20 protein-coding genes are annotated in these 20,834 nt (G+C 61.2%); 13 read left to right on the forward strand and 7 right to left on the reverse strand.

Translation table 11 applies throughout. The features are described 5' to 3' along the window. Positions 1-159: 159 nt before the first annotated feature. The 3 genes from istA to VHX65_17910 all read left to right on the forward strand — a co-directional run bounded on the left by istA (position 160) and on the right by VHX65_17910 (position 3,080). Entirely contained in the window at positions 160-1,650 is a 1,491-nt protein-coding gene (istA, locus tag VHX65_17900) for an IS21 family transposase (protein ID HEX4000430.1), read from the forward strand. Further along, a complete protein-coding gene (istB, locus tag VHX65_17905) occupies positions 1,647-2,459 on the forward strand; it encodes an IS21-like element helper ATPase IstB (protein HEX4000431.1) in 813 nt (270 codons plus the stop codon). Before istA ends, istB begins: the two co-directional genes overlap by 4 nt. Before the next feature lie 159 nt (positions 2,460-2,618). Then, a complete protein-coding gene (locus VHX65_17910) occupies positions 2,619-3,080 on the forward strand; it encodes a hypothetical protein (protein ID HEX4000432.1) in 462 nt (153 codons plus the stop codon). A gap of 143 nt (positions 3,081-3,223) precedes the next feature. On the opposite strand, the gene VHX65_17915 is transcribed toward VHX65_17910, so the two are convergent. After that, entirely contained in the window at positions 3,224-4,270 is a 1,047-nt protein-coding gene (locus VHX65_17915) for a glycosyl hydrolase (GenBank protein ID HEX4000433.1), read from the reverse strand. A gap of 417 nt (positions 4,271-4,687) precedes the next feature. On the opposite strand from VHX65_17915, the gene eda reads away from it, so the two are divergent. Next, positions 4,688-5,344, forward strand: a complete 657-nt coding sequence (gene eda / locus VHX65_17920; GenBank protein ID HEX4000434.1) for a bifunctional 4-hydroxy-2-oxoglutarate aldolase/2-dehydro-3-deoxy-phosphogluconate aldolase — start codon at positions 4,688-4,690, stop codon at positions 5,342-5,344. Positions 5,345-5,531: 187 nt separating this feature from the next. Here the strand turns inward: eda and VHX65_17925 are convergent, their stop codons facing one another. The 4 genes from VHX65_17925 to VHX65_17940 all read right to left on the reverse strand — a co-directional run bounded on the left by VHX65_17925 (position 5,532) and on the right by VHX65_17940 (position 9,688). Further along, positions 5,532-6,389: a triphosphoribosyl-dephospho-CoA synthase gene (locus VHX65_17925; protein HEX4000435.1), complete on the reverse strand. Its 858-nt coding sequence runs from the start codon at positions 6,387-6,389 to the stop codon at positions 5,532-5,534. 215 nt (positions 6,390-6,604) lie between these two features. Beyond that, positions 6,605-7,498, reverse strand: coding sequence for an alpha/beta fold hydrolase (locus VHX65_17930; protein ID HEX4000436.1), 894 nt, complete (start codon positions 7,496-7,498; stop codon positions 6,605-6,607). Positions 7,499-7,505: 7 nt separating this feature from the next. After that, positions 7,506-9,185, reverse strand: a complete 1,680-nt coding sequence (locus VHX65_17935; GenBank protein ID HEX4000437.1) for an arylsulfatase — start codon at positions 9,183-9,185, stop codon at positions 7,506-7,508. Positions 9,186-9,232: 47 nt separating this feature from the next. Continuing rightward, entirely contained in the window at positions 9,233-9,688 is a 456-nt protein-coding gene (locus VHX65_17940) for a helix-turn-helix transcriptional regulator (protein HEX4000438.1), read from the reverse strand. Between the two features lie 181 nt (positions 9,689-9,869). On the opposite strand from VHX65_17940, the gene VHX65_17945 reads away from it, so the two are divergent. From VHX65_17945 to VHX65_17965, 5 genes are all read left to right on the forward strand, one after another. Beyond that, the gene (locus VHX65_17945) at positions 9,870-10,361 is read left to right on the forward strand and encodes a glycine cleavage system protein H (protein HEX4000439.1); all 492 of its coding nucleotides are present in this window, start codon (positions 9,870-9,872) and stop codon (positions 10,359-10,361) included. Continuing rightward, complete coding sequence (locus VHX65_17950) at positions 10,340-11,446, forward strand: GTP-binding protein (GenBank protein ID HEX4000440.1); 1,107 nt, start codon at positions 10,340-10,342, stop codon at positions 11,444-11,446. Before VHX65_17945 ends, VHX65_17950 begins: the two co-directional genes overlap by 22 nt. A 163-nt stretch (positions 11,447-11,609) precedes the next feature. Beyond that, entirely contained in the window at positions 11,610-12,026 is a 417-nt protein-coding gene (locus VHX65_17955) for a hypothetical protein (GenBank protein HEX4000441.1), read from the forward strand. Then, positions 12,023-12,988 carry a ferredoxin family protein gene (locus tag VHX65_17960; protein ID HEX4000442.1) on the forward strand — a complete coding sequence of 322 codons (966 nt, stop codon included), beginning with the start codon at positions 12,023-12,025 and terminating at the stop codon, positions 12,986-12,988. The genes VHX65_17955 and VHX65_17960 overlap by 4 nt, the downstream gene beginning before the upstream one ends. Then, the gene (locus tag VHX65_17965) at positions 12,985-14,178 is read left to right on the forward strand and encodes a radical SAM/SPASM domain-containing protein (GenBank protein ID HEX4000443.1); all 1,194 of its coding nucleotides are present in this window, start codon (positions 12,985-12,987) and stop codon (positions 14,176-14,178) included. The genes VHX65_17960 and VHX65_17965 overlap by 4 nt, the downstream gene beginning before the upstream one ends. A 29-nt stretch (positions 14,179-14,207) precedes the next feature. On the opposite strand, the gene VHX65_17970 is transcribed toward VHX65_17965, so the two are convergent. After that, a complete protein-coding gene (locus tag VHX65_17970) occupies positions 14,208-14,420 on the reverse strand; it encodes a hypothetical protein (GenBank protein HEX4000444.1) in 213 nt (70 codons plus the stop codon). A gap of 24 nt (positions 14,421-14,444) precedes the next feature. Then, the gene (locus VHX65_17975) at positions 14,445-14,705 is read right to left on the reverse strand and encodes a hypothetical protein (protein ID HEX4000445.1); all 261 of its coding nucleotides are present in this window, start codon (positions 14,703-14,705) and stop codon (positions 14,445-14,447) included. Positions 14,706-14,902: 197 nt separating this feature from the next. On the opposite strand from VHX65_17975, the gene VHX65_17980 reads away from it, so the two are divergent. From VHX65_17980 to VHX65_17995, 4 genes are all read left to right on the forward strand, one after another. After that, complete coding sequence (locus tag VHX65_17980; protein ID HEX4000446.1) at positions 14,903-16,621, forward strand: polyprenyl synthetase family protein; 1,719 nt, start codon at positions 14,903-14,905, stop codon at positions 16,619-16,621. Next, positions 16,581-17,447: a prenyltransferase/squalene oxidase repeat-containing protein gene (locus VHX65_17985; GenBank protein ID HEX4000447.1), complete on the forward strand. Its 867-nt coding sequence runs from the start codon at positions 16,581-16,583 to the stop codon at positions 17,445-17,447. Before VHX65_17980 ends, VHX65_17985 begins: the two co-directional genes overlap by 41 nt. Positions 17,448-17,554: 107 nt before the next feature. Further along, on the forward strand, positions 17,555-19,474 hold the full coding sequence (locus VHX65_17990) for a prenyltransferase/squalene oxidase repeat-containing protein (GenBank protein ID HEX4000448.1): 1,920 nt from the start codon (positions 17,555-17,557) through the stop codon (positions 19,472-19,474). Between the two features lie 147 nt (positions 19,475-19,621). Then, positions 19,622-20,770 (forward strand): aminotransferase class V-fold PLP-dependent enzyme, encoded by a 1,149-nt coding sequence (locus VHX65_17995; protein HEX4000449.1) that lies wholly within the window; start codon positions 19,622-19,624, stop codon positions 20,768-20,770. Positions 20,771-20,834: the final 64 nt, after the last annotated feature.

The following is a 20,834-nucleotide window of genomic DNA, read 5'->3' on the forward strand; positions in this document are numbered from 1 at the left end:
TGTAAACGGCGCTCGAATAGTGCAGCGCTCGGCGAGTAGCCGACGGTCGGCCGAAAAGTGCAGCGCTCATGTCCCCCATCGCGGATTCGTGGCCAAGACTTGCGACGGTAAACCCGTCATAAGTCCTACGAACCGCGAGAAACATGAGTGTACCAAGACATGCATCTCTGGACCGAAATCCGACGTTTGGTGCTGACCAAGAAGAAGAGCAAGCGGGCCATCTGTGAGGAGCACGGCCTGCACTGGAAGACCCTGCAAAAGATCCTCAACCACGCCGAGCCGCCCGGTTATCGGCAGCGTCAGCCGCGGGCCAAGCCCAAGCTGGATCGGTTCCTGCCGATCATTCATGAAATTCTCGATCAGGACAAAAAGTCCCCATCGAAGCAACGCCACACGATCCAGCGGATCTTCGATCGGCTGCGGACCGAGCATGAGTACGACGGCGGGATCAGCGTGGTCGGCGACGCCGTACGAGCCTGGCGTGCTGGCACGGCCGAGGTGTTCATGCCGCTGGCGCATCCGGCGGGCGAGGCCCAGGCCGACTTCGGTGAAGCCGTTGTTCGATTGCAAGGCAAGGAGACGAAGGTTGCTTACTTCGTGATGTCGCTGCCGTTCAGCGACGCCTTCTTCTGCCAGGCGTTTCCCCGCGAATGCACCGAGACGTTCCAGGAAGGGCACTGCCGGGCATTTCAATTCTTTGGGGGTGTTCCCACGCGGATCAGCTACGACAACAGCCGCATCGCGGTGGCCAAGTTCGTCGGCCGGCGTGGCGACACGCCGACCCAGGAGTTCCTGCGGCTGGAGAGCCACTTCCTGTTTGAGCATCACTTTTGTCTGGTGCGTCGAGCCAATGAGAAAGGGCATGTGGAGGGTTTGGTCGGATTTGCCCGACGCAACTTCATGGTCCCGATCCCGCTGATCGACGATCTGGAAGAGTTCAACGAGCAGTTGGCCCAGTCCTGTCGAGCCGATCTGGAGCGTCGCTTGCGAGGCCAGCCCACGACGAAGCAAGGATTGCTCGATGAAGAGCAGCGTGCGCTGCTGCCGCTGCCGAAGCAGTCATTCCAGGCTCGGCGCGTCGAACCGGCCAAGGCCAACTCGCTCTCGCTGGTGCGGTTCGACACCAACGATTACTCGGTTCCCACGGCCTACGCTCATCATCATGTGACGGCGGTCGGCAACATCCAAGAGGTGCGGTTGATCGTCAACGATCGGATCGTGGCAAAGCATCCGCGGGATTGGGCGCGTGAGAACGTGCATTACGATCCGCTGCACTATCTGGCGTTATTGGAGCGAAAGCCGGGCTCTTTGGACTTTGCTCGGCCGCTGGAGGACTGGAATCTGCCGGAGTGTTTTGGCGTTTTGCGTCGCCGACTCGAAGGAGATCGACAGTCCGAAGGCCGACGCGAGTTCATCCGGGTGCTGCGATTATTGGAGACGCTCGAGTTGGCCGAATTGGCTCGCGCCATCGAGCGGGCCTTGGCGATTGGCGCGCTGACCGTCGATGCCATCCGGCTCTTGGCCCAACAAGGGCGCGAACAACCCTCGCAATGGTTCAGTCTGGATGGCCGGCCGCATCTGCAAGGTCACGAAATTCCAGCGCCGCACCTGGAGTGCTATGCCAGCTTGCTGCCGGGAGGTGCCCGATGAAGCCGATCGAAACCAAAAGCCTGGTGCTGCTTCAGCATCATCTGAAAATGCTGCGACTGCCGACGATGCACGACGAGTGTGAAAAACTGGCCATACGTTGCGCCCAGGAGAACGTCGATCACCTGGCGTTCTTGTTGCAGTTGTGTGAATTGGAACTGCTCGATCGCGACAAACGCAGTGCGCAGCGGCGACTGCGGTTCGCGCGGTTCCCCAATCACAAAACGCTCGACGATTTCAAATTCGCGTCACAGCCGTCGCTCAATCGGCTATTGGTCGCGGAGCTGATGCGTTGTCAGTACATCGAGCAGCGTGCGAGCGTGATCTTGATCGGCAATCCGGGCACCGGAAAAACCCACGTTGCGACCGCGTTGGCGGTTGAGGCTTGCCACCGCGGTTATCGGGTGCGTTTTTATCGGGTGACGGAACTGGTCACGCAATTGATGGAAGCTCGCGAGGAGCGGCAGTTGCTGCGGATGAAGGCCCAATTGGCCAAGCTCGATCTGCTGGTGTTGGACGAGTTGGGTTACGTGCCGGCCAGCAAGCTCGGCGCCGAGTTGCTGTTCGATGTGATCAGCACGGCCTACGAGCGTCAGAGCCTGATCGTGACGACGAACCTGCCGTTCGGCCAGTGGACCGAGGTGCTAGGCAGTGAGCGATTGACCGGCGCCGTGCTGGATCGCTTAACACATCGCTGCCACATCTTGGAGTCGACCGGCGAGAGTTACCGGCTGAAAGAAGCCCGTCGACAACGAGAGGACGATGCGATCGCACCTGAGCAAGCAGAATCGTCACCATCCGAACCATCGTGAAAATCGTTGCGACCCCACTCCTCCTCCGGAGGAGGAGTGGGGTGAACTCTTCCATTACCAATAAACGCTACGTAAACTAGGAACCCATCACCCCTCAGAGCGCTGCACTATTCAACCGCCGAGCGCTGCACTATTCGAGCGCCGTTTACAGCCCGGACCATGGATGTGGCGGTCGAATATCATTTGCCAAATAATTTCCAGAACAATGAATTCTCGCTGCCGTTGGAATTTCTGACTGCGTGCGAAGGGCGTGGCGATGACTCGGTGTCGATCGAGGCCAGCAATCGCGGCAAGTTCGTGGCCAACTGGCTCGACGGCGGAGTTCCGCAACAACTCCAATACGACGGCAAGGTGCCGCCGCGCGAACTGGAGTTCCCAAGATTTCCCGAAGAGTTCGTGGCTGCCGGCGATAATTTGTGGCAGGCCCTTCGCGATGCGGTGGCGACGGTGGACGCGGAACCAACACGCTTTGCTTTAGGCCACATGCAGCTTCGCGGCCAGCAAGGACAGATTGTCACAACCGATGGTCGGCAAGCGCTTGTCCAGGGCGGCCTTTCGTTCCCCTGGTCGGATGACAACCCCGAACGTCGAGCAGATCATGCTGCTGGAGCCGTACATTGACCGCATCGACCGGTAAATCCAAGAGCACTGCGGTAGATCGTGCGTGAGTAGCGGCAATCCGGGGTTCTTCTTGATCAGATGGTCTTCGATACGAATGTGCCAGTGCAAAGGATATTAATACCGGCGATCACAACGAACTCGAGTCAAGGTTCGAGCTTCACGTCTCCCTGATACAACGGCGAGTTGACCGCCGCCCGATAAGCTTCCAGCGCCTCCGGCGACGAGTTAAATCGCCAATCCGTCTCCCCCTGTTTCGTCTTGTCGCGGTTGAACCAGTTGACCAAACGCACGCGAGGAAATTGCAACGGGATGTCCGCGTAAGCCTTCGCGATCCAGGCGGCCTTGCTCGTGCCGGTTGGCGCTCGTTTCTCCGAGCAGCCAAACTCGGCAATCATGAGGGGCTTGCCGCTGATCATGTTAATCGCCCGATACGATGGTTCGTACAATTCTGCAAACGTCTTCCACTTGGCCTTGAGGCCGTTGTTGTAGCCGTCGAGACCAATCCAATCGACGAAATCGTCGCCTGGATAGAGCGCAGCGTAATCAGCTTTCGCCTGCTCCTGCGAGTTGTTTTGATTGATAAAGAGGATATTGGGCGACCAGACCCAGGTGACGTTGTTTGCACCGGCCTCTTTGAAAATCCCCCGGACATGCCGCCACATCGTCACATAGTCGACGGGAGTGTTCCCATTGTGCCGCCGACCATCTTTTTCAAATGCCACGCCCCACGGATACCAACCGCCGTTCATCTCATGGGCGAAGCGGATCATGAGGGGCTTGCGGTGCGGGCCGCTCCATTTCGCGACGTCGGCGGCGTATCTCTTAATGTAGTCATCGTGCTTACCGGCCGCGACGGCTGCGCAAGTCCAATCGGAATCCGCCTGCCCTTCGAGCTTGGAACCCGACGGCGTCCAGACGACCATGAATACGCCGCCGTGCTTGAGGGAGTTGTCAGCGAGGCGGGTTGAGAATTGAGTCCACTCCCCACTCCAGTTCTGAAAATTCATGTAAACTTTGGCGAGCCGTCCGCTTTGCTGTTGCAAGTCGGCGAAAGCTTGCTCGTCAGCGGGACAGTAGAGTCTTCCTTCGTTGAAATAGATGCCGACCGCGATTTGTCGGACAACCTCTTCGGGAGCTGCTGGATCGGCTCGACCGCCGAACACGATCAGCCCGCACAACAGCGTGAGCATTTGGCGGAGGGAAGTCCGAATCGAACTTATTCTTAGCATGGCCTCATCTTTCGAAGTCAACCGATTTTGTTCCAGACGACTCGCCGAGACTTCATCTTAAGGATGGGATGTGCGAAACACCACGACGAAGAAAACAGTGTCCGTAAACGAAGATCGGCGGCCGGGCGACTTTCGGGTTCATCGGCAAAAGGGGGACATACCAGGGGACAGGCGCATTTTTCGGGTGCGCCGATCGGCGATTCAAGGGGGTCGGGCACATTTTTTCGGCGGTCGCGCAGGTTCTAAATTCAAAATCAATCTTAGCCGAAAAATGAGCCAGACCCGGTGGCGATCGAAGGGGGCAGGCACATTTTTCGGCGGTCGCGCCGGTTCTAAATTCAAAATCAATCTTAGCCGAAAAATGAGCCAGACCCCGAAATGAGCCAGACCCCGGATGTGTTTGACGCGATTGCGCGCGGTGGCGTGGTGCCGGTCGTTACGATCGATGCCGTGGATGCGGTGCTGCCGCTGGCTGATGTATTGGCGGAGAGCGGGCTGCCGCTTGTCGAAATCACGTTTCGCTCGCCAACCGCGGCCGCCGCCATCCAAACCTTGCGAAGCAAACGGCCGGAAATGCTCGTCGGCGCGGGCACGGTGGTGACCGCCGACAATCTGCGTGCCGCAATCGACGCCGGCGCGCAATTCGGCGTCGCCCCGGGATTGAATCCCCAAATCGTCGATGCCGCCGCTCGCGCGGGCCTGCCGTTCGTGCCCGGCATTTGCACGCCGAGCGAAATCGAGCGAGCCCTCGCGCTCGGCTGCGACTTCTTGAAGTTCTTCCCCTCGGAACCGATCGGCGGCCCGCGGACGATCCAGGCCATGACCGCGCCCTATGCTCATCTCAAGTTGCGGCTAATGCCGTCGGGCGGAGTGACACTCGACAACATGGCTGCATATCTGCAGACGGAAATGGTCGTGGCAGTGGGGGCGACCACGATCGCGAAGCAAAGCGATCTCGCGGCTGGAAACTGGCCGGAGATTCGCCTCCGTTGCCAGCGTGCGGTGCGGATTGTCGCCGAATGTCGCGGCAATTGAGATCACTGCTAAGATCGCCTTTGTATTACTAACACACGAATTCTTTGTACGGGGCGACAAAATCGCCTTGATCGTAGTAGGCACACTCCGCGTGCAGTCGGCGCGCCGCGACGCGTCGCGCCCAGAGCAGCGCAGACGGCACACGGAGTGTGCCTGCTACATTGGTTGCGGCTCCGCCGCACTGCGATCAATGCCACCGCAACGGCCAGCCGATCGTCCCGTCGCGCAGCAGGGCAAACAGGCCGGCGGCGAGCAGATCGGCGGTCGTGCCGGGATTGCGGCGGTGGCCATCGCTGCGGAGCCAGAAATCAAGATCGGCGGCCGCTTGCCAGAAGGGTTCCTCTTGCGGCGAGCCGGATTCAAGCACCACAGCGGCCCGACCCGACGCCTGCTGCGCAACGCGATCGCCGCACTTCCGCGCGATCAGGCTATCGGGAAATCGGCTCATCAGCGCTAGCTGCGTATGCACGATCGTTTCGCCGGCGGTCCAACCCGATTCGAATCCCTCTGCGAGCAAGCCGGCTGCATCGACGAGCACTTGGCTGAATCCGTTGGTGAATTGCCGTGCGACCAGATCGCGATCGGCCGCCAACCGCATGGCTACGAGTAGATCGGTTGGTGAATGGTCGGCATCGGCGACGTCGGCTCGCTCGACGCGGCCCATGCCACCGGGCTTGGCGAGGCGAATGGCTTCGTACACATCCCGGGCATCGACGGCATCGAGCCGATGCAGAACCGAAGCGATCCCTTCGGCAAGCGGCACTTCTCGGGGCACCGTGGCCATGGGGGCCAGCAAGAGCAGTGTGCCGAGGTTTGCGTTCGTGGCGATCGCTGCCCGGGTCGCTCGAACTGCTTGCAACACGACGGCGCCGACCCGGCTTGTCGTTGCCGACTCGATTGCCGGCCCGATCGCGACGGCTGCCGTCAGCAAATCGGGATACGTAAGATCTTCGAAATCGGCGCCGCGATGAACGTTGCCCGGCTTCGGCGCGGTCGCTTCGAGGATGCAGGCCAGCGTAGCGCATTGGCCGATGGAAAGCGGCATGGGGCAGTCTTTGAGTGTGCGGTGGCGGTGGCGGCGTGAATGTGTTTGGCCAAGAAAGCACCGGAGTTTCGACGCTTGAATGCGCGTCCCTCGCTAACGCTTCGGGCTAGTGTTTGCACCGCCCAACGAAAAAGTAGCCCGAAGCGCTAGCGAGGGAATTCTCGACAGACGGCGCTAGCGAGGGAATTCCGAATCCCGAACTAATTCTTAGTGCCCTAAGTTTGCAAAAACCTCTCCACGAGCGGAACGATTTGCTCGCAAGCGTCCTCGACCACCCAGTGGCCGGCATCCGGAACGCGGTGCACTTCGGCGGCGGGAAAGATTTCGATAAAGCGTTCCAGAAACCACGGCGTGAAACACCAGTCGCGCATACCCCAAATCAATTGCGTCGGCCGATCGGCGAGCAAGGGCAGCCCGCGCTCGATCTCGACCAGTTGGCCGTAGCTCGGATGGCTGGGGCGCATCGGAATATCATGGACGAAGCGATCGATGGCAATGCGGTTGCGCCATGAATCGTACGGAAAAAGATAGCCGGCGCGCACGGCTGGCGTCAGTCGCTCGGGATGCGCTACCGCCATCCGCAATGCGGCCCGGCTAAAGCCATTCAGCCCGCGCACCAGGACCGGCCCCACGCCGGGCGTGCGGCAAATGCGAATTCGCCACGGCATTCGTGGCGCTCGAAAGGCGCCGGTGTTGAACAGCACCAGCCGCGAGAATCGCTCCGGCGATCGCAACACCGCCCCCAAGCCGATCGCGCCGCCCCAATCCTGGGCCACGAGTGTCGCGTCGCGCAAATCCAATTCGTCGACCAATCGCGAGAGATTGGCGATGTGCGACGAAAGCCGATAGTCGAACGTGGCGGGTTTGTCGCTCAGGCCGCAGCCCAAATGATCCGGTGCGACGATCCGATGCCGGCCGCGCCAAGCCGCGATCAAATTCCGCCAATGAAACGACCAGGTCGGGTTGCCGTGCACCAGCAGCAGCGGCTTGCCGGCCCCTTCGTCGAGATAGTGATATTGCCCAGCCGCGACGCGAAGGAAACGCGAGCCGAACGGATAAAGCGCACGCCAGTCGGCCTCAGGCAGTCGTTCGCGATCGGCTCCTGTCATCTATCGCTCAGTCCACTTCCTCATCGGCAGCATTTAGGGCGACCTTCGTTTTCTTGCGTGGCGGCGGCGGCTGGTCTCTTTGGGCGATCGCGCGGAATTCTTCCGTATGCTTGGTCCAAATCCGTTCGAGCTCGCGCACCTTTTCGGGCTTTTCGGCGGCCAGATTATTCGATTCGCAGCGGTCGGTGCTCAGGTCGTACAGTTCCCACGGATTGTTGTGGTCGGTGACGATCTTCCAATCGCCGACGCGCAGGGCCCGGTTTCCCTCGTGATACCACCAGAAATAGTCGTGCGAGACGGTGCCATCTTTCGTGAACACGGGGACGAGACTTTTGCCCGGCGGCGTCGGAACCGGCTTGCCCCCGAAGGTTGCCGGCCACTTGCCGCCGGCCAGTTCGAGAATCGTCGGAGCGAGATCGATCAAGTGGGCCGGATTGCGCCGCAATTCGCCGCGAGCGGCAATGCCGTTCGGCCAATGGACGACCAGCGGCGTGGTGATGCCCCCTTCGTGAACCCACGATTTGTGCAGCCGAAAGGGCGTGTTCGCAGCGCTCGACCATGCGGGGCCAAGGCTCAAGAACGTCTTGCCGGAGCCGGGTGGCGCAGTGCGATCGTGGCCATCGCCGCGGATGAATTGCTCGGCGCTCGCGCCATTGTCGGATAAGAACAAGATAAGCGTGTCGTCGAGCGCGTGCATCGCTTTGAGCTGCTCGACGACGCGGCCGATTTCGGTATCCATGCGGTGGACCATCGCGGCATGGATCGCCATCTTGATCGGCTGGAATTGCTTCTGCTCGGCAGTGAGCGTGTCCCACGGCACGGCGCGGCCGATCTCGGCTGGCCCGATGTCGTCGTGCAGCTTTTTGAGGGAAAAATTCCAACTCGGCCAGATTTGGGGATCGAGCTTCGAGAGCGCGCAATTGACGATACCGAGCTTCAGCATCCGCGCATGCCGCTCGAGCCGCAGCGCGTCCCAACCGGCGGCGTAGCGGTTTTTGTATTCCGCGATGTCGTCCGCCGGCGCTTGCAGCGGAAAATGCGGAACGGTAAAGGCGAGGTAAAGGAAGAACGGCTGCTTCGCAAATTTCTGCTCGTGTTCGCCGAGCATGTCGATCGCATGCTGGGCGATGGCCGTCGTCGTGTAATAGCCGCTCCCGGGCTTGACGGGCGGCAGCGGCCGATCGTCGAGCGTGTGCTGCTTGGGATAGAAATTGCGGTCGTAGTCGTAGAGGGCATAGGAATGATCGAAACCGCCCGCGAGCACGGGCCCATCGACATGCCATTTGCCCGAGTGATACGTGCGATAACCGAGCGGCTTCAAATACGCGGGCAAAAGCCGCGCCCAAGTCGGCCGAATGCCGTTCACTCCGCCGCCCATGCCCGGCAAGCCGTCGCGGCGAACTTCTTGGGCATAATAGCCCGTCAGCAGGCTTGCCCGCGACGGCCAGCAGCGGGCCGTGTTGTAAAACTGCGTGAATCGCAGGCCGTCTGCGGCCAGCTTGTCGATATTTGGAGTTTGAATTTCGCCGCCGTAGCAGCCGCAATCGGAAAACCCCATGTCGTCGGCCAGAATGACGACGATATTCGGCTTCGCGGGCGCGGGCTTTTCGACGGTCGGCTCAGCGGCTTTGAGCAGCGACGCTGAAATAACTGCAAGCAAAACGACCGACGCGATAGAATTCGGCATTAGGGCATGGAAGCGACCTGGCATTGCGATTCCAGGTTGTTTGATCGTCATTTCGTGCGCCCCGCTTTCGTCGGCTTCTTGGTTGGTGCGATTCCGTCGCCCGTGTCTTTCCGAGGCTCGACGACGGTGCGAGCGGCGCGGAGCAATTCGGTGATCCCTTGGCGATGATGCTCGAGCGTGTGGATCCAGCGCTCGAGGCAGCCTTCGCCCGCGGTGGTGATCTTGTACGACTTCTTGGCGGGACCACGTTGGCCCAAATCCCACGAAGCCTCGACCATCCTCTGTTTTTCCATCGTTCTCAGGAACCGGTAAATGCCCGAGACATCGGGTTTCTGGCCGCCGAACATCGGCATTTCGCCGATGCGTTCGGCGAGCCGATAGCCGTGCAGCGGCCCTTTGGTGAGAACGATGAGAATGGCCGGCTGAATCAGCTTATCGAGCGAAGCCCCCTCGCAAGCGCATTCGCGCGGCGTGATGATCGGAAGCCGGCTGCTAAGAGGCATGGTGTCGTAAATCCTTGCAGACCAGTTTTGTGTCGAGCAGACCGCGTTGTCAAGTTGATGGCCGATTGGCGATGTGTGATGGCTCAATCGCGCCTCCATGCCGGTTGACCGGCCGGAGGGACGCGACTATCGTGATCTATTACAGCCCATCCGTCGAGCGAGCGGGTTCCTTGAGGCCGATATGCCCGTCGATCCTCAACAGACCCTATATTACAAGCGTGCCCGGTTCTCCAGCCGCCTGCCGAAATCCTACCTTTATACGCCCGCCCATTTTTGGCTCGCTGAAATCGAACCGAAGCTTTGGCGAATCGGTTTTACGCGATTTGCACTGCGCATGTTGGGGGATTTGGTCGAGCATGCGTGGAGCGTTGCGGTGGGCGACGAGGTTTCGCCGGGGCAAATCATCGGTTCGGTCGAGGGATTCAAGGCGTTGAGCGATGTCTATTGCGTGGCCTCCGGACAGTTTGTCTGCGGCAATGTCGAACTTGAACGAGACTCCAGCCTGCTCGACAACGATCCTTACGATCGCGGTTGGCTGTATTGCGTGAGCGGCACGCCCGAACCGGCCGCCGTCGACGTGGTCGGCTACACTGGCTTTCTCGATGCGACGATCGATAAAATGCTGACGAAACCGGACACCGGAGAGCCGCCATGCCAAAACCCCGCTACCTGATGATCGGCGGCTTTCTCGGCGCAGGAAAGACCACCGGCATTTTGAAAATCGCTGAGCGGCTGAAACAGCAGGGCCTCACGGTCGGGCTGATCAGCAACGACCAAAGCTTTGGCTTGGTGGACACCGGCATGTTCGCGGCCAAAGGTTTTTCGGTCGAGGAAATCACCGGCGGCTGCTTCTGCTGCAGGTTCAATTCGCTCGTCGAGGCAAGCCAGAAACTCGCCGCCGGCCCGCGCCCCGACGTGTTCATCGCCGAGCCGGTTGGAAGCTGCACCGACTTGAAGGCCACGGTCGATTATCCGCTCCGCCGGCTCTATGGCGACGATTATCAGGTCGCCCCCCTCAGCGTCATGCTCGATCCGATTCGGGCAATGCGGATCCTCGGGCTCGAGCAAGGCAAGTCGTTTTCGAGCAAAGTGAACTACATCTACGGCAAGCAACTGGAAGAAGCCGATTTGCTCGTGATCAACAAGATCGAGTTGCTCGCCGCCGAAAAACTTGAATCGCTCCGCTCGGCGCTTCATGAGCGATTTCCGAAAGCCAAGATTCTCGCGGTCTCGGCGCGGACCGACATCGGGATCGACGCGTGGCACGAGGCCATTCTTGGCAGCGCAGCGCAAACTTCCGGCACCATGGATGTCGATTATCAGATGTATGCCGAGGGCGAGGCGCTATTGGGCTGGCTGAATTGTGCCGCAACCTTTTCGAGCGATCGCGAATTCGATGGCAACGCACTGATCGGTGAATTGGCCCGCGAAATCCAAACCGGCCTGAATAGCCGCGGCATCGAGATTGCGCATTTGAAGATGACGTTCGCGCCCGATGAGGGAAGCGATCTGGCCGTGGTGAACCTGGTTCGCACGGAGATCGAGCCGGAACTGGCCTGGAAACTGCAAGAGCCGCTCGGATCCGGCGAAATGATCGTGAATTTGCGAGCCGAAGCAGCCCCGGAAATGCTCCGCGAGGTGGTCGGCTCGGCGCTCGACAACGTCGCCGCCGCCCATCAAATCGCTTGCCAGCGGCAGCACATGGAAGTGTTCCGACCGGGCAAGCCGGTGCCGACGCACCGCCTGGCGGCCGTATGAGAGGAAGGCTGTGAGGCTTGAGGCTGTGAGGCTTGAGGCTTGAGGCTGTGCGGACGCGCGAAACGGCAAGCGAGCCGCGACGTCCATCGGAATCCGGAAGCTCGCTTGCGGGTTCGCGCGTTGCGGCTTGCTGCCCGCGACGTGAAAGATCGGAGTTGTTTTGATGACCGACCTGCCGCGCATTCTTTACTGTCATTGCGCCTATGCCCAAGTGGTGCCGAAGGAAGTCAAGCAGGAGGTGTTGGCTCGGCTGACCTCGGCGGGAGTGGCGTTTGAGGCGGTGCCCGACCTTTGTGAACTGTCGGCTCGCGGCGATGGCCGGATGCAGCAATTGGTGGAAGGGGGGCAATTACGAATTGCGGCCTGTTATCCGCGAGCGGTAAAGTGGTTGTTCGAAGCCGCGGGCGCTCCGCTGCCCGAGTCCGGCGTCGAAATCCGCAACATGCGAGTCGAACCCGCCGCCGAAATTGCCGCCGCCCTGCTCCGCCCCGCGTCTGTTCCCGCCGCCAGCACCGCCTCACGTTCAGACGCCGCAGAAACGCTTACCCCTCATCCCTCGCCCCTCGCCCCTCCCCAATGATTACGTTTGCCAAAAATTCGCTGCACGTCATCGTCTACGAGGGCGAAGGGAGCCGGCCGCTCGACGACCGCGCGCGGTGCGAGTTGGTGCAAGCGCTATTAGAGAAGGATTGCTCGATCACCAGCGTGCGGCAGCGTGGGCCGGCCCAAAACGGGTCGCGCCACGAGTTTTCAAACACCGGCATGCAAACCGGCGTGACGCTGGTGTTGGGCCGCTTCGAGAGCGAGCAGCCCGAGCAGGCCGAGGATGCGAAATCGGGCAATCAAATCCGCTTTTTGGGCATCGAAGGATTGGCGACCGCCGAAGCGGTCGAGCAGGTCGAATCGTTGCGCCGCCAACTGTGCGGCGAACCCGCGCGGTTTTGGAAGCCTTGGTTTCCCGTAATCGATTTCAATCGCTGCACGAATTGCATGCAGTGCCTGAGCTTCTGTTTGTTCGACGTGTACGGTGTCAGCGGCGACGGGAAGATCAAGGTCCAGAATCAAAGCAACTGCAAGACCGATTGCCCGGCCTGTTCGCGTGTTTGCCCGGAAGTGGCGATCTTGTTTCCCAAATACAAGGCCGGCCCGATCAATGGCGATGTGGTCGACTCGGAAGACGTTCGCCGCGAGGGAATGAAAGTCGACATTTCGGCCCTGTTGGGGGGCGATATTTATTCCGCCTTGCGAGATCGCAGCGCTCGGGCCAAATCGCGGTTCTCGAAAGAACGCGACGAAGATCGCGCTTTGAAAGAGCGGCTTCGCTGCCTAGCCAAGCTGCAACAGCAGATGGACGTGCCGCCGGAGGTGCTCGCCTCGCTGCCGTCGCTCGACGAAATCCGCCGCCGCTCCGAAGAAGCCAAAGCCCGCGCCCAAGCTGCTCTCGACGCCGCGTCGCGCACGGCCGCGGAATCCGCAACCAAGCCCGATGCCAGTGTGCCCTCTTCCCTCGCCCCTCGTCCCTCGCCCCTCGCGCCTCAATGATTGCCAGTTTCACCAAACGCATGCTCACCGAGCCCGACAAACGGGCGTTGTGGAAGTTCGTGTACAACTTCGGTTTCAAGGGCATGCTTTCCGTGCAGCGCTACAAGCGGCGATTGCGGCAAGGCCTGCACTTCCCGCCGTTTCTGTTCATTTCGATTCTCAACAGTTGCCAGCTCCGCTGCCAAGGCTGTTGGGTCGATGTGGCCGCCCCGCGGCAAATGATCGATGCCGACGCGATGAACCGCATCATTCTCGACGCCAAGAAACATGGCAACAGCTACTTCGGCATCCTCGGCGGCGAGCCGTTCATGCACCCGCAATTGCTCGAAATCCTCGCCGCCCATCCCGATTGCTATTTTCAAATTTTCACCAACGGGCATTTGATCACCGACGAAGTCGCCCGCGAGCTGCGCCGCATCGGCAACGCCAGCCCGCTGGTGAGCATCGAGGGGAAGGAGATCGTCAGCGACGAGCGCCGCGGACGAACGGGCGTGTTGAGCCAGTCGCTTGCCGGCATCGAAGCATGCGTGCGCAATCGGTTGATCGTCGGCGTGGCCACGAGCGTTTGCCAATCGAATATCAACGAGTTGGCGAACGAAGCATGGCTGCGGCGGCTGATCGAGATGGGGGTGCACTACGCATGGTTTCATACGTATCGCGTGGTCGGCCCGAAGCCGGCGCCCGAATTGGCGCTGCGGCCCGAGCAAGTGCTCGATTTGCGGCGGTTCATCGTCCGCATGCGAGCCCGGCTGCCGATCGCCATTGTCGATGCCTATTGGGACGACCGCGGCGAAGCGCTTTGCCCGATGGCCACGGGCGTGAGCCATCATATCGGTCCGTCGGGGGCGATCGAGCCTTGCCCGATCATTCAATTTGCCACGGAGACGATTCACGACGGGCCGAGCGTGTATGAATTGATGAACGGCTCCAATTTTCTCAAAGATTTTCGCGAAACGGCGGCGAAGGCCACGCGCGGGTGCGTGGTTTTGGAGCGGCCCGACCTGGTGCGCGAGATCGTCGAGCGGCACAAAGCGTTCGACACGACGCAGCGCGGCACCGCAATGGCCGAACTAAATGCGCTCCAACCGCGCAGCAGCCAGCACAATCCCGGCAATGAAATCCCCGAAGAACACTGGGCCTACCGCTTCGCCAAAAAGCATTGGTTTTTTGGATTTGGGGCGTATTCGTGAAAGAGGAATGCGGCGGCCCTCCGTCGCTGTTACATCGCGACGCTGCACTGCCATTCCCCGTCACCATGAGCAGCCTCCTCAGCGTCGTAGCTGCGGCACATTTCGCCCGATAGCTCACGCAACGCTACTTCAGGAATATCCTCGGCTGCGGCTGTGCGGCGCAAGATGGCCACGGCGACTTCGTGCTGATCGGCAGCAGGAAGTGCGTCGAAAACCTTCAGCAAATCTTGCGCGGCTGACATCACAAGAAAAGCTCCTGAAAACGTTTAGGGGCGGAAGCTCACTTGCCGGCGATTGGGAAAGCCGAGTGCGTCGCGAATCGCCTTGTCGACCTCAGCAATACTGCGCACGCGTCCGGCGTCGGCATCCTCCACGCCTCGGCGGACCGATTCGATCGTTTCCTCGCGCTCCTGCTCTGCGTGCCGTTGCTCGAGCAATTCCTCAAGGCTGAGCCCCAGGCCTCGCTCGGAGATCGCTCGGGTGGCAAATTGATGAAAACTGTCGATATCGCTTTGGCTGACGATCATTATGGTCTCCTCCATGCACGATTATCGGCAGCGTGGTAGGCTCGCGGCAAGCCGGCCAGCCCGGCTGCCACGTTTGCCGCCGGCGCCGTTTCCTGCCCCGGATGGCTCGTTTCCGCCGCTTTAGTTGGTTATGATATGGGGCTGGCTGATCCCGCCGAATTATCCCGCCCGTCGAATCGCACTCCAAGAGCATCGCGATGCAACTTCCAGTGATCCAGCTTCCGCGGCCGGTGCCGCCGCAGCGCGTTCGCCAGCCGCAAGATAGCATCCCGCAAACGCGCGACCAGCGGGAAGAACTGCACGGCCTCATCGATCGCTATGTCAATCAAATTCAGCCAGTGCCGCCGCTTTCGATCGAAGAATTGCGGCGGCACACTTCGGCGGTGGTCGAGCAGAGCGGCTTGCCGACGAAGTATCACGATTATGTGGCCGTGGTGCTCAATGGCCGGGTGTGGCGCGATTCGCTCGCTTCGGTGCCCTACGAGCGGCGGTTGCTGCTGCTGCCGAAGTGTTTGCGCGTGGAAGACCATTGCCCGGCCCCGTTCGACGATTTTGGGCTGCTCTGCAAGCAATGCGGCCAATGCTCGATTCAAGATCTGCAAAACGAAGCCGAGCGGTTGGGCTACGCCGTGCTCGTGGCCGAGGGCTCGGCCTTGGTGATGGCGCTGATTCAAACAGGCAAGATCGACGCGATCGTGGGCGTGAGCTGCCTCTCGGTGCTTGAAAAGGCGTTTCCCTATATGGAGTCGGCCGCGATTCCCGGCGTCGCCATTCCGCTGTTGCAAGACGATTGCCGCGACACGACGCTCGACATGGAATGGCTGTGGGAGATCATCCATCTCACGAGCGAAGACAAAACCTATCGGCTCGATCTCGACGCGCTGCGCCGCGAGGTCGATGGATGGTTCGAGCCGGAGCCGCTTTCCGGGATCATCGGCGCCGCCACGACCGAAACCGAGCGGATCGCATACGATTGGCTAAGTCGCGCCGGTAAACGCTGGCGGCCGTTTCTCGCCGTCTGTGCCTACAAAGCGATTCGCGAAGAACTCGAAGGGCCGCTACCGGCCGAGTTGCGAAAAATTGCCGTCGCGGTCGAATGTTTCCACAAAGCCTCGCTGATCCACGACGACATCGAAGACGACGATGCGCTACGCTACGGTCAGAAAACGTTGCATGAAGAGCATGGCATGCCGGTGGCGGTGAATGTCGGCGACTTTCTGCTGGGCGAAGGCTATCGCTTGCTGGCCGAATGCAATGCTCCGGCCGAGATTCGCGCGGAGATGTTGAAAGTTGCCGCGGCGGGACATCGCACGTTGTGCCTTGGCCAGGGAGCGGAGCTTTGCTGGGGCCGCTTGCCGCAGCCGCTTTCGTCGCCGCAGGTGTTGGAAATCTTCCGCCAAAAAACGGCGCCCGCCTTCGAAGTGGCCCTGCGACTTGGCGCCGCGCTGGCCGGCGCCGATGCCGAGGTGAACGACGTGCTGGTGCAATACTCGGAATCGCTGGGAATCGCCTATCAAATTCGCGACGACCTCAGCGATCTGACCGCCGGCGACGAGCCCGACGATCTGACGGCCATGCGTCCGACCTTGCCGTTGGCGGTGGCCTACGAACGGACGAAGGGTCCCGAGCGCGAGCTGTTGGCCCAGCTTTGGCGCCGCGCGGCATCGCCGGAAACCGCCGCTGAAGCCCATCGCCTGGTGCGCGATTCGGCAATTGAGGATCGCTGCCGGGGGCTGCTCGAATCGTATAAGGAACAAGCGGTGCGCTCCCTTGCCGAGCTATCGTGTGCCAGCCTGAAGGGGTTGTTGCGACGCGTGATCGGGAAGATTTTTACCGTCGAGGTCAAAGGTTGGTGCAGTGAGTTTGAGACTCGAAATGCTGCAAGTCGCCCGGCTGTCGCCGAAGCTGCTCGGTGATTCGGCCCCGCTGGTGCATGGCTTTCTCGAAAGCCAGCGGAGCGCCAACGGCGGATTCATCGATCGTGGCGGAAGCAGCGATCTCTATTACACCGTGTTCGGCATCGATAGCCTGATCGCACTGCGGGCCGAGTTTCCGGTCGAGCCGCTGGTGGCCTATTTGCATTCGTTCGGCAGCGGCGAATCGCTCGATCTGGTTCACTTGGCATGCCTTGCTCGCGGTTGGAGCGCCATTCCAGCGGCGCTTCGCGCGCAAGCCCCGGTCGATCGCATTCTGGCGATTCTTGAAACGCACCGCGCGGCCGACGGTGGCTATCATCCCAGTCGAGGGGCGGAGCGCGGCACGATTTACGGCTGTTTTCTTGCCTGGGGGGCGTATCAAGATCTGGGCCACCCGATGCCGCAGCCGGAGCGGATTGCCGATTGCCTCGCGCATTTGAAAGCGGCCGACGGTGGATATTCCAATCAAGACGACATGCCGCTCGGCCTCACGCCCCCCACCGCCGCTGCGGCGACGCTGATGCGGCAACTCGGCCGCCCCATCGAGGCGACAACCCAAGCGTGGCTGCTCGCTCGATGCACCGCTGAAGGCGGCTTTTTGGCACATCCCGACGCTCCGCTACCAGATTTGCTATCGACCGCAACGGCTTTGCATGCGCTGGTGGGGATGCATGCCGATTTGGATCCGATCGCGGAGCCGTGCCTCGATTTCGTCGATAGCCTGTGGACCAACCGCGGCTCTTTCTACGGCCATTGGGGCGACGATCAACTAGACTGTGAATACACGTACTACGGCCTGCTGGCCCTCGGGCACCTGAGCTTCTGACTCGATGCGGTTTCAAAACCGCAAGGCGGAGGGGGACAGCCCCCGTTTTTCTCCGAAGACTACGCAAAATGGGGACAGTCCCCCAGCGGTTTTGAAACTGCTTCTCGATGCCGTTCGACGAATCCACCGCCCGAGAGATTCAACAGACACTCGCCGGCGCGCGAGAAACCTTGCTCGCCAACCGCAATAGCCGCGGCTATTGGGACGGCGAATTGGCCACAAGCGCACTGGCGACCGCCACTGCCACCTTCGCCCTGCAAATCGTTAACCGTCGCGACAACAGCTCGAGCCCGAAGCGCCAGCAAGGAACTGCTCTTCCGCGCCCCGCCACCGATCCGTCGCTGGACACTCTCATCCGGCACGGCCACGATTGGCTCGTGCAAACGCAGCGACCCGACGGCGGCTGGGGCGACACAGTCGTGAGCCTGAGCAACATCAGCACCACGGCGCTCTGCTGGGCCACGCTGCTGATCGCGCCGCAAAAGGATCGCAACGAAGCGGCGCTGGCCGGCGCGCGCGATTGGCTGGCTCGGGCCGCGGGCGGGCTAGCGCCAAAGCAGCTTTCAGCGGCGATTGTCCGGCGGTACGGAAAGGATCGCACGTTTTCCGTGCCGATTCTTTCGGTGCTGGCGATGGCCGATGCGTTGGGATCCGGACAAGCGGCGTGGCGGCTGGTGCCGCAATTGCCGTTCGAATTGGCCGCTTGTCCGCGACGTTGGTTCCGCTGGCTGCGCATGCCGGTCGTCAGCTACGCCCTGCCGGCATTGATCGCCATCGGCCAACTGCGGCACCATCAATTGCCGTCGCGAAACATTGCCGCCCGTTTGGCGCGGCGCATCGCCAAGCGGCGCACGCTCAATGTGCTTGATCAAATTCAACCCTCGAACGGCGGATTCTTGGAGGCCACGCCGCTGACCAGCTTCGTTGTCGCCAGCCTCGTCGAAGCCGGTCAATCGCAGCATCCGGTGGTAAGGCGCGGCGTGGAATTCATAGCGGCATCGGTTCGGCCGGATGGCAGTTGGCCAATCGACACCAACCTCGCCACTTGGGTCACGACACTGTCGTGCGTGGCACTTGCGGGCGAAGAATCAAAAGATCCAATTGCCGACGGCGGCGCCACAGCGATCCGCGAGTGGCTGCTGGCCCAACAATACCGCCATCGCCATCCCTATACCGATGCGCCGCCGGGAGGATGGTCGTGGACTGATTTATCCGGCGGAGTCCCCGATGCCGACGACACGCCCGGAGCGCTACTTGCGCTGCGGGCTCTTGCGCCCGATGACCCACGGGTTCGCGAAGCCGCGGCAGCGGCGGTCGGTTGGCTATTGGACCTTCAGAACCGCGACGGCGGGATGCCGACATTTTGTCGCGGCTGGGGCCGCCTGCCGTTCGATCGCAGCGGCGCCGACCTCACGGCCCATGCGCTATTGGCGTGGTTTGCCTGGAAGCCCGACCTGCCCGATCCGCTGCGCAAGCGGCTCGAGCCGGCGATCCGGCGTGCCGTCCGGTATTTGCTCGACGTGCAGCTTCCCGACGGTGCGTGGACACCGCTTTGGTTTGGCAATGAAGCGACCGCCAATGAAGAAAATCCGGTTTATGGCACCACTCGCGTCCTGCGGCTGATCCGCATTACCGAATTGGCCGAATCGGGCGGCTCAAATTGGACGGCCGCATTGGGACGGGCAGCCCGGTGGCTCCTGGCCGCCCAAAACGCCGATGGCGGTTGGGGCGGGGGGACGGGCACGCGCTCGTCAATCGAAGAAACCGCCCTGGCGATCGAGGCGCTTGCCGAAGTAGCGAGAGCGGATCACAGCGGCGACAACCAACCGCTCTCGCCGATCACTCGCGGTATCCACTGGCTGGCTGAAGCCACAAACCACGGCCGACATTTCCCTCCGTCGCCGATCGGCTTCTATTTCGCCAAGCTGTGGTATTTCGAAAAACTGTACCCCGTGATTTACACGGTTCAAGCGCTGTCGGCCGTCCAACGCGCCGCCACGCTGCAAGCGACGGCAGTGCGTGATTAGAATGACGTACGCCGAAGCACGAATGTCAAAGGAAGGCTACAGGCTACAGGCTACAGGCTGCAGGAGGCGCAAGTGTCCGGTCCGCACGTCTTCTTTCCTGTAGCCTGTAGCCTTCAGCCTCTAGCCTATTAGCCATTAGACATTTCCATGCTTGTGTATCTTGATTGCAACGCAACAACGCCGCTCGAACCTCGGGTCCATGAGGCAATGCGGGCGTGCGCCGAGATCGAATTCGGCAACGCGGGCAGTCCGCACGAATTCGGCGAGCGGGCCAAAGCGCTCGTGCACAAGGCCCGCGACCAAATTGGAGCGGTCCTAAATGCTCGGCGGCACGAAGTGATCTTCACGAGCGGGGCGACCGAGAGCAACAATCTGGCATTACTTGGTTTGGCGTCGTACGGCGAACGATCCGGAAGACGACACATCGTTAGCACCCAGATCGAACATTCCTCGGTGCTCGAACCGCTGGCGGCACTCCAGCGGCGCGGCTTCGAATTATCCCTCCTCCCGCCCGCTGTTGGCGGCTGGGTCGATCCGCAGGCGGTTCGCTGCGCCGTTCGCGACGACACACTGCTGGTTTCGGTAATGCAGGTGAACAACGAGACGGGCGTTCGTCAGCCGATCGCCCAAATTGCCCGGCTGCTCGACGATTCGGATGTCTATCTCCACACCGACGCGGCGCAAGGATTCGGCAAAGAACTCGCCCCGCTCCGCGATCGCCGCATCGATCTGATCAGCATCAGTGGCCACAAAATATACGGGCCGAAGGGAATCGGTGCGCTCGTGTTGCGTCGGCGCGAGCGAGAGTTGCCGCCTCTCGAGCCGCTAATGCATGGCGGCGGGCAGGAATTGGGTCTGCGGCCGGGCACGCTGCCGGTTCCGCTCGTGGTCGGATTGGGCCTTGCCGCCGAGGTTGCCATGGACGAGGCCGAACAGCGAGCCGAGCAGTGCCGGAAATTCAAGGAAACGCTGCTCGATGGCTTGGCCCCACTCTGCCCGGCAATCCACGGCGATCCGGCTCGCACGCTGCCGCACACCGTGAACCTTTCATTTCCAGGCGTGGACGCCGAAGAGGTGATTGCGGCATGGCGCGGCTCGGCGGCGGTGTCGAATGGCTCGGCTTGCACTTCGGCGTGCGACACCGCCAGCCACGTTCTGACGGCAATGCATTTGCCGCGAGCACAAGTTGACGGAGCGATTCGCATCTCATGGTGTCATTCGACATCTCTGCCCGACATGCCGCGGCTCATCGCGGCGATCGAACAACACGTGGCGCAGAGTGGGACCCGGGGGTAGGGCTGCCCAGGGGAAGGCCGGGAGGACTGCATTCCAATGGGCAACGTGGTCTGGGCCTTCCCTG

It is taken from the genome of Pirellulales bacterium (genome assembly GCA_036267355.1).
GTDB lineage: Bacteria > Planctomycetota > Planctomycetia > Pirellulales > DATAWG01 > DATAWG01.